This window comes from Pseudomonas sp. EA_5y_Pfl2_R50 (assembly GCF_963970475.1).
GTDB lineage: Bacteria > Pseudomonadota > Gammaproteobacteria > Pseudomonadales > Pseudomonadaceae > Aquipseudomonas.
This window is the reverse complement of sequence record NZ_CAXAPT010000006.1, coordinates 342863-356652: the sequence shown is the minus strand read 5'-3', so window position 1 is coordinate 356652 and position 13790 is coordinate 342863. Positions and strand designations below refer to the sequence as shown.

Sequence of the window (13790 nt, the reverse complement as noted above, 5' to 3'; positions counted from 1 at the left end):
TCATCACTCAACCTGCGGCCGTGTCCATGCGCACCGCGCCACGGCGGTTTTGTCCGAACGCCATCACACAGTTACGCCCCGCGCCTTTAGCGGCGTAGAGCGCCTCGTCAGCGGATTTGAGCACTTGTTCCGGATTGCGCTGCTCCACTCGTTCGGCGACGCCAATGCTGACCGTGACCGAGACGCTGGAAGCACCGGCACCCGCGCGACGCTGACGCCCTTGCTGATCATCCTGCGGGCGACTTTCCTGATTGCGCAACTGGATGTTGTAGGACGCAATCGATTCGCGGATCACTTCCAGGTGAGGCATGCACTCCTCGAGGGTTTTGCCTGCAAACACCAAGGCAAATTCCTCACCGCCGTAGCGATATGCCCTACCGCCACCGCTGATTTTTGACAGTTTGCTGGCGACCAGGCGCAGCACTTGGTCACCGACGTCATGGCCGTGGGTGTCGTTGAATTTCTTGAAGTGGTCGACATCGCTCATCGCCAGCACGTAGTTGCGGCCAAGGCGTTGCATACGTTCATTGAGTGCGCGCCGGCCCGGCAGGCCGGTGAGCTCGTCGCGGAAGGCCATTTGATAAGCCTCGTGGGCAACGGCGGCGGCAATCATCAACATCACCTGGCTGCACATGATGTTCAGGGTGAACGGCAGAATGAAGGTTTTCGGCAGCATCCAGAACACGCCGAGCAAGCCGACCAGTTGCGCCGCATGCAGGGGACGCGGGTTGCGCCAGTATTGCCAGGCGAGCAGCAGGAATGCCGAGATGAACACCGGGTACGACAGTTGAATCAGGCTCATCCACGCGCCGTGCAGCGCAGGCCAGCGAATTTCTGAAAGCCACATCAACAGCGCCTGTGGATAACTTTGCTCAAGCCCCAGCGCGACGCTACCGAAAATCAGCAGAACGGCAAACCGCGCGACCATGTCCTGAAACAGATGTGTGCGCTCCTGCCACGCCGCAAACAAGCCGAACAGCAACGGCAGCAGCAGGCAGACCAGATGAAAGACCACGGCGGCGTCTTCGCGCACTTTGCCGTTGTCGCGGTAATAGTCGGTCTGGGTATCCAGCAGAAAGTAAGCGATGTACACCGTGAGCATCAGAAACAGTTCGCGCTGTCGCCGGTAAACCGCGCAGTACGCGCCGCCGAGCAGCAGAACCAGCGTCGGCAACACATTGAACAGGGAAGTGAAGAACACGCTGAGGTCTTTGACATACGCAGCCGCCAACCCCGCGAGCAACAACAGCAGTGAAGGTAGGAAATGACTGAAACGTACAGCGGAAGAACGCGGCAAGGGTAAAGCTCCGACCCGTCATGGCAAAGAGATGGCATTGTGCCTGCAATGTGTGCAGTTAAGCACACACAATGTGATCCAGATCACACGCAGTCTCTGTAACGGCAGAAAACCTGACTATCTGAGCGTTTGCCCAAGGTTTTTTGCCTGACTCGGGGCGCTGGCCACCACAGCTGATCACCCGTGTTGTAGAAGCCGTTGTCGTACAACGGCTCGATGCGATGATCGACGCCCGCGTGGTAGTGGCAGGACGCGCACGCCGTGGCGCCGTCGCTGCCGACTTCCATATCCCAGAACAGCGCTTTGCCGAGCAAAAAACCAGCGCAAAAAAAACCGCTGCCCCAAAGGAGCAGCGGTTTTTCAAGAGACCGCCTGAGGCTTAGTAGCCCAGTGCGAAGTCTTCTTCTTTCATGTCCATCAGGTTGTTGGCGCCCGACAGCATGGTGGCCACGTGGGTACGGGTACGCGGCAGGATGCGCTGGAAGTAGAAGCGCGCGGTTTGCAGCTTGGCGGTGTAGAACGCCGCGTCGCCGCTGCCTTCTGCCAGCTTCTCGGCGGCCACACGTGCCATGTCGGCCCAGAAGTAAGCGAGGCAGGCGTAACCGGAGTACATCAGGTAGTCCACGGAGGCCGCGCCGACTTCTTCGCGATCTTTCATGGCAGCCATACCGACCTTCATGATCAGCTCGCCCCATTCCTTGTTGATGGCAGCCAGCGGTGCGACGAACTCTTTGACGGCTTCGTTGCCTTCGTTGTTCTGGCAGAACTTGTGGACGATCTTGGTGAAGCCTTTCAGAGCCTCGCCTTGGGTCATCAGCACTTTACGGCCCAGCAAGTCGAGTGCCTGGATACCGGTGGTGCCTTCGTACAGCATCGAAATGCGGCTGTCGCGAACGTTCTGCTCCATGCCCCACTCGGCGATGAAGCCGTGACCGCCGTAGATCTGTACGCCGTGGTTAGCGGCTTCGAAACCGACTTCGGTCATGAACGCCTTGGCAATCGGAGTCATGAAGGCCAGCAATGCGTCGGCTTTCTTTTTCTCTTCTTCATCGACGCCGTATTTGACGATGTCGACCTGTTTGGCGGTGAAGTACACCATCGCACGGTTGCCTTCGGCGAATGCCTTCATGGTCAACAGCATGCGGCGCACGTCAGGGTGCACGATGATCGGGTCAGCGGCTTTGTCCGGCGCTTTCGGGCCAGTCAGGGAACGCATTTGCAGACGGTCGCGAGCGTATTTCAGCCCCCCCTGGAAACCGATTTCGGCGTGGGCCAGCCCCTGCAGCGCGGTACCCAGACGTGCGGTGTTCATAAAGGTGAACATGCAGTTCAGGCCTTTGTTCGCCGGGCCGATCAGGTAACCGGTGGCGCCGTCGAAGTTCATCACGCAAGTGGCGTTGCCGTGGATGCCCATCTTGTGTTCCAGCGAACCACAGGTCACAGCATTGCGTGCACCGACGGTGCCGTCAGCATTCGGCATGAACTTCGGAACGATGAACAGCGAGATGCCTTTGGTGCCAGCCGGTGCGTCCGGCAGGCGAGCCAGCACGATGTGGACGATGTTGTCGGCCATGTCATGCTCACCGGCCGAGATGAAGATCTTGGTGCCGGAGACTTTGTACGAACCGTCGACCTGAGGTTCGGCCTTGGTGCGCAGCATGCCCAGGTCGGTGCCGCAGTGCGGCTCGGTCAGACACATGGTGCCGGTCCATTCGCCGGAGACCAGCTTGGTCAGATAGGCTTCTTGCTGCTCTGGGGTGCCGTGCTCGGAGATGGTGTTCATCGCGCCGTGCGAAAGGCCCGGGTACATGCCCCACGACCAGTTGGCTTCGCCAACCATTTCGCTGACCGCCAGACCCAGCGACTCCGGCAGGCCTTGGCCGCCGTGCTCGATGTCGTGCGCCAGGCTTGGCCAGCCGCCTTCAACGAATTGCTTGTAAGCCTCTTTAAAGCCAGTCGGGGTTTTCACGCCGGACTCGCTCCAGGTGCAACCTTCGAGGTCGCCCACGCGGTTCAGCGGTGCCAGTACCTGCTCACAAAACTTGGCGCCTTCTTCGAGAATGGCGTCAACCATGTCCGGAGTTGCGTCTGCGCAAGCCGGAAGGCTCTGATAGTGCGCTTCGTAGCCGAGCAGTTCGTCACGAACGAAGCGAATATCACGCAAGGGGGCCTTGTAGTCAGGCATAGCGATAAACCTCTGCTGATGTAACCGGGAATGAACGACCGTGTTGATTTGTTGTGACGGTCAAACAGTTGTTTGAAACATACGTTTACGCCGAAATCTTGTCAAGCGTCGATCTTTTTCCGTTCGTCATCAGTGTTTTCAAATGGCGGACACAGCAAACCGTCAGAACCCGCAAGGCCGAAAGTTCGCTGAAAAAAGATTAGTTGAGGGAGAAGGACTTACAACGAAAAACGCCGCGACAAGGCGCGGCGTTCAGCATGCAGAAGACGAGAAAATCAAGCGAAGGTGTCGATGATCGTACCGAGCATTTCGTCGGATGCCTTTGCGACTTTCACGCCCAGTTCGACCTGGAACTTGCCTTGGGCCATCTGCACCATGTCGCTGCCCAGGTCCATTTGCTGACTGCGGTCCACGCCACGCAGACGATCGATCTGCGCTTCCGAAGACTGGCTGGTGACCGAACGCTCGATGGTGTTGTTGGCAATCTGGCTGGCCGCCTGATCGACGCGATTCTGCCCGGTCTGAATGGTGCTCAGACCCGTATAAAAAGCTGTGTTACCGGAGATTTCCATGAGGGCTCTCATCCTTGTGAAGGATCAATTGTTGTCATTGAAGCAGACGCGCCAGAAAAACACCCGTCAAAAACACTAATGGCACAGTGCCTGCCCATAGAGAAAAGCTTAGTCGAGCAGATCCAGTTGCAAATGATCCGCGACGGCTTCTGCGCTCAGGCTCTTGAGTTTGGGCACACGCCCCAGGCACGGCGCCGGAATACGCTCGGCCAACGTAGCGAGGTTCTCCTCCAGCCGTGAAGTCTTCGGATCGATGATATTCGCCACCCACCCGGCCAGTTGCAGACCATCACGGGCAATCGCCTCCGCCGTCAGCAAGGCATGACTGATGCAGCCCAGCCGCACCCCCACCACCAGAATCACCGGCAGCTTCAACGCAATCGCCAGATCCGACAAATTATCCTGATCCGCCAACGGCACCCGCCAGCCACCCGCGCCTTCGATCAGAGTGAAATCCGCGTTCATCGCCAGAATCTCGCGCATCGGCGCCAGCAACGATTGCACCGTCAGCGCCACACCCGCTTCACGCGCAGCCAGATGCGGAGCGATGGCCGGCTCGAACGCCACCGGATTGACCTGTTGATAACTCAGTGGCAACGAACACTCGGCCAACAGCGCCAACGCGTCCGAGTTACGCAACCCCTTGGGCGTCACGTCACAGCCGGAAGCCACCGGTTTGCCTGCCGCCGTGCTCAACCCTGCCGAGCGCGCCGCGTGCAGCAACCCGGCGGCCACTGTGGTCTTGCCGACATCAGTATCGGTTCCGGCGATGAAATAGGCTGCGCTCATACGGGTTTCTCCAACACGGCGTAGACCACCTGATAAGTCGCCGGTAATCCCGACGCCTTACGGAACTGCTCGTAAGCTTCGATCAGCCCGAGAATCCGCGCCCGCCCGGTCAAACCGCCCGGCCGCCCCGGATTCAGATTATGCGCACCCAAGGCTTTCAACTCATGGGTCAGGCTGCGCACATCCGGGTAATGCAGCACATGCGGCTGATTCTCCAGACTCAACATGCGCAAACCACTGGCCGCACACAATTGCTCATAGCGGGCGAACTCGCGGAAGCGGTTGACGTGTACCAGTCCGTCGACCTGCCGCCAGCTATCGCGTAACTCGAACAACGTCCCTGCACAAAGACTAGCAAATGCAAAAATCCCACCCGGCTTCAATACGCGGAACGCTTCGCTGAGCACCGCATTGAAATCGGCGCACCATTGCACCGCCAGGCTGGAAAAAATCAGGTCACAGGTCGAATCCCGCAACGGCAGCCGCTCCGCATCGCCAGCAATAAAATGCTCGGCGCCGCCCAATGGCCGTGCGTGTTCAAGCATCCCCTCGGCAATGTCCAGCGCCAGACCTTGGCCCTGAGCAAAACGCGAGGCCAATGCTCGGGTGAAATATCCGGTGCCACAGCCCAGATCCAGCCAACGCGCGGGTGCGAAACTCACCGGCAAGCGTTGCAGCAACTGTGTACCGATGTCGCGTTGCAACTCGGCGACGCTGTCGTAACTGGCCGCCGCGCGGGAGAAAGAGGCTGCCACCTGGCGTTTGTCAGGCAAGCCGCCAGGCAGCACAAGAGACAAGTCAGTCATCACCGCACTCATGTAAAAAAGCCTGGATTGCACCCGCCAGTCCGTGGGGGTCTTCCAGAAGAAACGCATGACTGGCCTGTTCGATCAGACCAATTTCGATATCCGGCAGCAGGGCGAACAACGCACCCGCCGCTTCCGCCGGCACCAGACCGTCCTGCCCGCCGAACAGATGCAATTGCGGCCCGCGAAAGGCCTGCAACGCGTCGCGGGTGTCGATCTGTGCGAGCAGTTCCAGTCCGGCCATCAATGCCGTCGGCGCGGTATTTGGCGCGCCACCCGACATCAGACGCGACAAGCCGCGCGGATCTTGCGCGCCTTGAGCACAAAGCAGCGAGAAGCGCTTGAGGGTCGTGCGCGGATCGGTTTGGCAGCCGGCGAGAAACGCGTCGAACGTCTCGCCCGGCATCGCATTCGGCCATTGCCCATGGGCAACAAAAGAAGGATTGCTCGCCAGCGTCAGCAACCCGCAGCAACGTTCGCCACGCCGCGCCGCCAATTCGGACGCGAGCATGCCGCCCAGCGACCAGCCGCCAAGCCACACGTCCTGAGGAATGCGCTCATCGAGTTCGTCGAGCCAGTCTTGCGGGTCGCTGGAGTCCAGCTCCGGCAACGGCTCGATCTCCACGTTCAGATGCTCGTCGAGCCCCTGCAATGCCGCCGCCAGAGGCTCCATCGGCGACACACCGAGGCCCCAGCCGGGCAACAGAATCAGGCGATTACGCATGGCTTGGCTCCGACGACAGTAGGGCAAAGCAATCGGCCAGTCCTTCTAACAATAGCTGCACCTGCGCCTGGCTGTGGGCGGCGGTCAGGGTCACGCGCAAGCGTGCGCTGCCGGCGGGCACGGTCGGGGGGCGGATTGCGGTGACCATCAGTCCGCGCTCGCGCAACATCTGCGACAGGCGAACGGCACGACCGGCATCGCCAATCATGATCGGCTGGATCGGCGTGAAGCTGTCCATCAGCTCCAGGCCAATCTGTTCGGCACCCTGGCGGAACTGACGAATCAGCGTGTGCAAATGCTCACGGCGCCAATGCTCGGTGCGCAGCAGTTCGAGACTTTTCAAAGTCGCGCAGGCCAGTGCCGGCGGCTGGCTGGTGGTGTAGATATACGGGCGAGCGAACTGGATCAGGCTCTCGATCAGTTCCTCACTTCCGGCAACAAAGGCGCCAGCGGTGCCGAATGCTTTGCCCAGAGTGCCAACCAATACCGGCACATCCTCCTGACTTAAACCGAAGTGCTCGACGATGCCGCCACCGTTTGCCCCCAGCGGCCCGAAACCATGAGCATCGTCAACCATCAGCCACGCGCCCTTGGCCCGGGCTTCGCGGGCCAGTGCTGGCAGATCGGCGATATCGCCGTCCATGCTGAACACGCCGTCGGTGACCACCAGGGTATTGCCGGTGGCTTTCTCCAGTCGTTTAGCCAGACTCTGCGCGTCGTTGTGCAGATACCGGTTGAACCGCGCGCCGGACAACAGCCCCGCATCCAGCAACGAAGCGTGATTGAGACGATCTTCCAGCACGGTATCGCCCTGCCCGACCAGCGCCGTGACCGCGCCGAGATTGGCCATGTAGCCGGTGGTGAACAACAACGCACGCGGGCGCCCCGTGAGCTCGGCGAGCGCTTCCTCAAGGGCGTGATGCGGGCGACTGTGGCCGATGACCAAGTGCGAAGCCCCGCCGCCGACACCCCAGCGCTCGGCACCGGTACGCCAGGCTTCAATGACTTGCGGGTGATTGGCCAGACCGAGGTAATCGTTGTTGCAAAAGGCGAGCAACGGTTGGCCATCAACCACCACTTCAGGCCCCTGTGGAGACTCAAGCAGCGGTCGCTGGCGATAGAGGTTTTCGGCACGACGGGCAGCAAGGCGTGCGGCGAGATCGAAAGACATGCAGGCCTCGACTTTCATGTGACACAGATCCCAGTGGGAGCGAGCTTGCCCGCGAATACGGTCTGACATTCAACGGTGATGTTGACTGGTCTGACGCTTTCGTGAGCACGCCCGCTCCCACAGGGGTTTTGCATTCCTTCAAAGCAATCCGCTGAGGTTTCAGACGGCAGCGTTGTAGAACTGCTCGCTGCTCTTGTGCTCCACCAGCGCTTGCTCGATCGCAGCCTGATGCACCTCATCGGAATGCTCTTCGCGAGCCTCCGGCGCAATGCCCAGGCGTGCAAACAACTGCATGTCCTTATCCGCCTGCGGGTTGGCGGTGGTCAGCAGTTTGTCGCCGTAGAAAATCGAGTTGGCACCGGCGAAGAAGGCCAGGGCCTGCATCTGCTCGTTCATCGCTTCGCGGCCGGCGGACAGGCGCACGTGGGATTGCGGCATGAGAATACGCGCCACGGCGAGCATGCGAATAAAGTCGAACGGGTCGATGTCTTCGGCGTTTTCCAGCGGCGTGCCGGCGACTTTCACCAGCATGTTGATCGGCACCGACTCCGGATGCTCCGGCAGGTTGGCCAACTGGATCAGCAGATTGGCGCGATCATCCAGCGATTCGCCCATGCCGAGAATGCCACCGGAGCAGATCTTCATCCCCGAATCACGCACGTAAGCCAGCGTTTGCAAGCGCTCGCTGTACGTGCGGGTGGTGATGATGCTGCCGTAGAACTCCGGCGAGGTGTCGAGGTTGTGGTTGTAGTAATCAAGGCCGGCCTTGGCCAGCGCTTCGGTCTGGTCCTGATCGAGCCGACCGAGAGTCATGCAGGTTTCCAGACCCAAGGCTTTCACGCCTTCGACCATTTTCAGCACGTAAGGCATGTCTTTGGCCGAGGGGTGTTTCCACGCCGCGCCCATGCAGAAGCGGGTCGAACCGATGGCTTTGGCGCGGGCTGCCTCTTCGAGAACCTTCTGCACCTCCATCAGCTTTTCTTTTTCAAGGCCAGTGTTGTAGTGACCGGACTGCGGGCAGTACTTGCAGTCTTCCGGGCAGGCGCCGGTCTTGATCGACAGCAGGGTCGAAACCTGAACGCGGTTGGCGTTGAAATGTGCGCGGTGCACCGTTTGCGCCTGGAACAGCAAGTCGTTGAATGGCTGTACGAAGAGTGCTTTGACTTCGGCCAGAGACCAGTCGTGACGCAGGGTGGCGGTGGTGCTCGCGCTCATGGGTAATTCCTTGGTTATGCTTGGCTTGCGGCCGCGGGAACGGAATACCCACAGGCGCTACACGGATGTTCGGCATATTTAAGGAAGAGTCATGCGCTGTCAACCACAGTACAAAACATCGGTTTACATCTGTTTAAAAAACGTACAGACATGCTTGTTGTGTGATGAGCCGGCAGAAGCAGAAATGCCAATGTGTGTGGCCTGCGAGACTGAATTGCCGTGGCTCGGTAATCACTGCATCACTTGTGCATTGCCGCTCCCCACCGCCGGCATGACCTGTGGCGAGTGCCTGATAGAGCCTCCGGCGTTCGAACAGGTCGCTGTGCCATGGCTGTATGGCTTCCCGGTCGACAGTTTGATTACGCGCTTTAAACACAACGCGAAATGGCCGTTTGGTCACCTGCTCGCCGATGTTCTAGGACAATACCTGCAACATCGCTTCGAGGAAGGTTTGCCAAGGCCTGATGCGTTGTTGCCGGTGCCGCTGGCTGGTAAACGGTTGCGCCAACGCGGATTCAATCAAGCGGCGATGTTGGCGCGCTGGCTGAGCCCGTCGCTGGATCTGCCGTGTGAGGAAACGGTACTGCGGCGGATCAAGGACACCGATGCGCAGCAGGTGCTCGACGCCAAGTCGCGTAAACGTAATCTGCGTAGCGCGTTCGAGATCCTGCCGGATGCGCAGATAAAGGGCCGTCATTTCGCGCTGATTGATGATGTGCTGACCACTGGAGCCACAGCGCAGGCGCTGGCGCGTCTGTTGATGGATGCTGGCGCCGGGCGGGTCGATGTCTATTGCCTCGCACGCACGCCGAAACCCGGAACCTGAGGCCCATACTCATCCCATGAGGGAGCGGGTTGCTCGCGAAGAGGCCGTCATCGCCAACAGCAATGTCGACTGACACACCACCTTCGCGAGCAAGCCCGCTCCCACAGGGGACTTGTTCCAGACTTGACTCCCGTGTTGCAAGCGGCCAACTTCACACCCCACTGCCACAGCAAACAAAGCCTCCCTCCATGTCCATGCCTTCCCTGCTGTCCCAGCACATCGTCCGCCGTCCGCAGCGTATCGCCTTGCTGCAACACATTGCCGAACAGGGCTCGATTACCCGCGCGGCAAAAAGTGCGGGCCTGAGCTACAAAGCGGCCTGGGACGCCATCGATGAGTTGAACAACCTCGCGCAAAAACCCTTGGTGGAACGCGCCGTCGGCGGCAAGGGCGGCGGCGGTGCAAGACTTTCCAGCGAAGGCGAACGGGTGCTGCGTCTCTATCAAAAGCTGCAAGCCTTGCAGGCGCAGGTGCTGGAGGCCGCCGAAGACGCCAGCGATCTGGATCTGCTCGGTCGGCTGATGCTCAGAACCAGTGCGCGCAATCAGTTGCACGGCAAAGTCGCCGCGATTGAGGCGCAGGGCCGCAACGATCTGATCCGCGTGGAGCTGGCCGAAGGACTGTGCCTCAACGCGCAGATCACCCACGACAGCACCGTGCATCTGGAACTGCAGGCCGGTACCGAAGTGGTGGCACTGATCAAGGCCGGCTGGCTGGAACTGCTGAGTACCGAGCAATCCGCAACGCCTGGGCACAATCTTCTGAGGGGCACCATCGAAGCGATTCTCGACGCCGAGGACGGCCCCAGCGAAGTGCGCATTGCCTTGCCCAACGGCCATACCCTCTGCGCCCTGGCCGAACCTTTGCAACTGCGCACCCGTGGGCTGAATCTCGAGAAGCCTGTGCAGGTGCAGTTTTCACCGTCCAATGTGCTGATCGGTACCCCGCTCTAGGGGCCGCTGCAACAAAAGCGTCATCGCCTCCCTTTAAGGTTGCTGCCATAACCATGCAGGGAGCCTGATGTGAGCCTATTAGAAGAAAACCAATCCACCGACCTGGAAAAAATGGTCGGCCTCAGCCGTCGCGGTTTCATCGGCGCCGGTGCGCTGTGCGGTGCGGCGATGTTCCTCGGCGGTAGCCTGTTGAGCCGCAGCGCGCTGGCCACCGGTGTCAGTGCCGGCAACAGCCGCTTGCTCGGCTTCGAGAGCATTCCTGCCGCGACTACCGACGCCATCAGCCTGCCCAAGGGCTACAAGTCGTCGGTGTTGATCAGTTGGGGCCAGCCGCTGCACAAGAACGGCCCGGCCTTCGACCCGAGCGGCAACGGCACCGCCGCCGCGCAGGAAGTGCAGTTCGGCGACAACAACGACGGCATGAGCCTTTTCGCCTTCCCGGATGACCGCAACCGCGCGTTGATGGCGATCAACAACGAATACACCAACTACCGCTACCTCTACCCCCACGGCGGCATGCCGCAATCGGCGGAAGACGTTCGTAAAGCTCTGGCCTGCGAAGGTGTGTCGGTGATCGAAGTGAAGCGCAAGAACGGTCAGTGGCAGTTCGTCCAGGGCTCGCGCTACAACCGCCGCATCCACGGCAATTCGCCGCTGCGTATCAGCGGTCCGGCGGCCGGTCACGAGTTGATGAAAACCGCTGCCGACAAACACGGCAAGAAAGTCCTCGGCACCTTCCAGAACTGCGCCAACGGCAAGACGCCGTGGGGCACCTACCTGACCTGCGAAGAAAACTTCACCGACTGCTTCGGCAGCAGCAACGCTCAGCAACAGTTCGACCCGGCGCAAAAGCGCTACGGCGTGTCGGCCGCCAGCCGCGAGATCAACTGGCACCCATACGATCCGCGTTTCGACATGGCCAAGAACCCCAACGAACTCAACCGTCACGGCTGGGTGGTCGAGATCGATCCGTTCGATCCGCAATCGACGCCGGTCAAACGCACGGCGCTGGGCCGCTTCAAACATGAAAACGCCGCACTGGCAGAGACCGACGACGGGCGTGCCGTGGTGTACATGGGCGACGACGAGCGTGGCGAGTTCATCTACAAATTCGTCAGCCGCGACCGCATCAATCACCGCAATGCCAAGGCCAACCGCGACATCCTTGATCACGGCACCTTGTACGTGGCCAGGTTCGATGCCGGCGACGGCAACCCCGACCATCCGAAAGGCCAGGGCCAGTGGATCGAACTGACCCACGGCAAGAACGGCATCGACGCCAGCAGCGGGTTTGCCGATCAGGCTGAAGTGTTGATCCACGCCCGTCTCGCCGCCAGCGTGGTTGGCGCAACACGCATGGACCGTCCGGAATGGATCGTGGTCAGCCCGAAAGACGGCCAGGTCTATTGCACCCTGACCAACAACGCCAAGCGCGGCGAAGACGGTCAACCGGTCGGTGGCCCGAACCCGCGTGAGAAGAACGTCTACGGGCAGATTCTGCGGTGGCGCACAGACCGCGATGATCACGCGGCGAAGACATTTGCCTGGGACCTGTTTGTGGTCGCCGGCAACCCGGGCGTACACGCCGGGACACCAAAAGCAGGTTCGTCGAACATCACCCCGCAAAACATGTTCAACAGCCCGGATGGTTTGGGCTTCGACAAGGCCGGGCGTTTGTGGATTCTCACCGACGGCGACTCGAGCAATGCCGGGGATTTTGCCGGGATGGGCAACAATCAGATGCTGTGCGCCGATCCCAAGACCGGTGAGATTCGCCGCTTCATGGTCGGGCCGATTGGTTGCGAGGTCACCGGGATCAGCTTCTCGCCGGATCAGAAGACCCTGTTTGTCGGGATTCAGCATCCGGGCGAGAACGGCGGCTCGACGTTCCCCGAGCATTTGCCGAATGGCAAGCCACGGTCGTCGGTGATGGCGATCACCCGAGAGGATGGCGGGATCGTCGGCGCCTGAAAAACCGTTTTCGTCGGAACACGCCGCCCGGAGCAAGCCTGCTCCCACACTGGATCGTCTTTGTGCATGAGATAGCTGGCACACTGAAGATCCTGTGGGAGCTGGCTTGCCAGCGATGATGACAACCCGGACACCAACCCCCTCACTGCCTGCCATCTGCGCTACCATGCTGGGCCGGACGCGGCAGCCTGCTGCGCGCAGGAGTCAGCATGGCCCACCCGTTTGAAACACTCACCCCCGACCTTGTCCTCGATGCCGTTGAAAGCATCGGGTTCCTGAGTGATGCGCGCATTCTGGCGCTCAACAGCTACGAAAACCGCGTCTATCAGGTCGGCATCGAAGACTCCGAGCCGCTGATTGCCAAGTTCTACCGTCCGCAGCGCTGGACCAATGAAGCCATTCTCGAAGAACACCAGTTCACCTTCGAGTTGGCCGACGTCGACATTCCGGTGGTCGCACCGTTGATTCACAACGGCGAAACCCTGCACGAACACGCCGGTTTTCGCTTCACCCTGTTTCCCCGTCGTGGCGGCAGGGCGCCGGAGCCGGGCAATCTTGATCAACTGTATCGCCTCGGCCAATTGCTCGGGCGCATTCACGCGGTCGGTGCGACCAAGCCCTTCCAGCACCGCGAAGCCCTCGCCGTGCAGAACTTCGGCCACGCTTCGCTGAAGACCCTGCTCGAAGGCAACTTCATTCCCAAAAGCCTGTTGCCGGCCTATGAGTCCGTCGCCCGCGATCTGCTCAAACGCGTGGAAGATGCCTACGCCAACACGCCGCACCAGAACATTCGCATGCACGGCGACTGCCACCCCGGCAACATGATGTGCCGCGACGAGATGTTCCACATCGTCGACCTCGACGACTGTCGCATGGGGCCGGCGGTGCAGGACATCTGGATGATGCTCGCCGGTGACCGCCAGGAGTGCCTCGGACAATTATCGGAACTGATGGACGGCTACAACGAGTTCCACGACTTCGATCCACGCGAACTGGCACTGATTGAACCGCTGCGCGCCCTGCGCCTGATGCACTACAGCGCGTGGCTCGCGCGGCGCTGGGATGACCCGGCGTTCCCGCACAGCTTTCCGTGGTTCGGCACTGAGCGTTATTGGGGCGATCAGGTGTTGGCGTTGCGCGAGCAACTCGCCGCGCTCAACGAAGAACCGCTGAAACTCTTCTGATTCACACCTGAACCCTGTGGGAGCGAGCCTGCTCGCGAATACGGACGCTTTCGCGAGCAGGCTCGCTCCCACATTTTTCAGGTGTTCACAATTCCCC

At 60.5% G+C, this 13790-nt stretch carries 12 protein-coding genes and 1 pseudogene; 4 read left to right on the top strand and 9 right to left on the bottom strand.

What is annotated here, in order from left to right; genetic code table 11:
- Window positions 1-7 precede the first annotated feature (7 nt).
- From AACY19_RS13375 to bioB, 9 genes and pseudogenes are all read right to left on the bottom strand, one after another.
- On the bottom strand, window positions 8-1297 hold the full coding sequence (locus AACY19_RS13375; protein ID WP_339450830.1) for a GGDEF domain-containing protein: 1290 nt from the start codon (window positions 1295-1297) through the stop codon (window positions 8-10).
- Between the two features lie 215 nt (window positions 1298-1512).
- Window positions 1513-1620 (bottom strand): annotated as a pseudogene (locus AACY19_RS13370) (cytochrome c peroxidase); the annotation flags it as partial.
- 56 nt (window positions 1621-1676) lie between these two features.
- Window positions 1677-3482, bottom strand: coding sequence for a phenylacyl-CoA dehydrogenase (locus tag AACY19_RS13365; protein WP_339450828.1), 1806 nt, complete (start codon window positions 3480-3482; stop codon window positions 1677-1679).
- 275 nt (window positions 3483-3757) lie between these two features.
- On the bottom strand, window positions 3758-4054 hold the full coding sequence (locus tag AACY19_RS13360) for a pyrroloquinoline quinone biosynthesis protein PqqE (protein ID WP_339450826.1): 297 nt from the start codon (window positions 4052-4054) through the stop codon (window positions 3758-3760).
- A gap of 108 nt (window positions 4055-4162) precedes the next feature.
- Window positions 4163-4843: a dethiobiotin synthase gene (bioD, locus tag AACY19_RS13355; protein ID WP_339450824.1), complete on the bottom strand. Its 681-nt coding sequence runs from the start codon at window positions 4841-4843 to the stop codon at window positions 4163-4165.
- Entirely contained in the window at window positions 4840-5649 is an 810-nt protein-coding gene (bioC, locus tag AACY19_RS13350) for a malonyl-ACP O-methyltransferase BioC (RefSeq protein WP_339450822.1), read from the bottom strand. Before bioC ends, bioD begins: the two co-directional genes overlap by 4 nt.
- Window positions 5642-6373, bottom strand: coding sequence for an alpha/beta fold hydrolase (locus tag AACY19_RS13345; protein ID WP_339450820.1), 732 nt, complete (start codon window positions 6371-6373; stop codon window positions 5642-5644). The genes bioC and AACY19_RS13345 overlap by 8 nt, the downstream gene beginning before the upstream one ends.
- Window positions 6366-7544, bottom strand: a complete 1179-nt coding sequence (gene bioF / locus AACY19_RS13340; RefSeq protein ID WP_339450818.1) for an 8-amino-7-oxononanoate synthase — start codon at window positions 7542-7544, stop codon at window positions 6366-6368. Before bioF ends, AACY19_RS13345 begins: the two co-directional genes overlap by 8 nt.
- A 159-nt stretch (window positions 7545-7703) precedes the next feature.
- On the bottom strand, window positions 7704-8759 hold the full coding sequence (bioB, locus tag AACY19_RS13335) for a biotin synthase BioB (RefSeq protein ID WP_339450816.1): 1056 nt from the start codon (window positions 8757-8759) through the stop codon (window positions 7704-7706).
- A gap of 91 nt (window positions 8760-8850) precedes the next feature.
- On the opposite strand from bioB, the gene AACY19_RS13330 reads away from it, so the two are divergent.
- From AACY19_RS13330 to AACY19_RS13315, 4 genes are all read left to right on the top strand, one after another.
- Window positions 8851-9585 (top strand): ComF family protein, encoded by a 735-nt coding sequence (locus AACY19_RS13330; protein ID WP_339450814.1) that lies wholly within the window; start codon window positions 8851-8853, stop codon window positions 9583-9585.
- Between the two features lie 188 nt (window positions 9586-9773).
- Window positions 9774-10538 carry a TOBE domain-containing protein gene (locus tag AACY19_RS13325; protein ID WP_339450812.1) on the top strand — a complete coding sequence of 255 codons (765 nt, stop codon included), beginning with the start codon at window positions 9774-9776 and terminating at the stop codon, window positions 10536-10538.
- Window positions 10539-10607: 69 nt separating this feature from the next.
- Window positions 10608-12509: a PhoX family protein gene (locus AACY19_RS13320; RefSeq protein ID WP_339450810.1), complete on the top strand. Its 1902-nt coding sequence runs from the start codon at window positions 10608-10610 to the stop codon at window positions 12507-12509.
- Between the two features lie 209 nt (window positions 12510-12718).
- A complete protein-coding gene (locus AACY19_RS13315; protein ID WP_339450808.1) occupies window positions 12719-13693 on the top strand; it encodes a serine/threonine protein kinase in 975 nt (324 codons plus the stop codon).
- Window positions 13694-13790 lie beyond the last annotated feature (97 nt).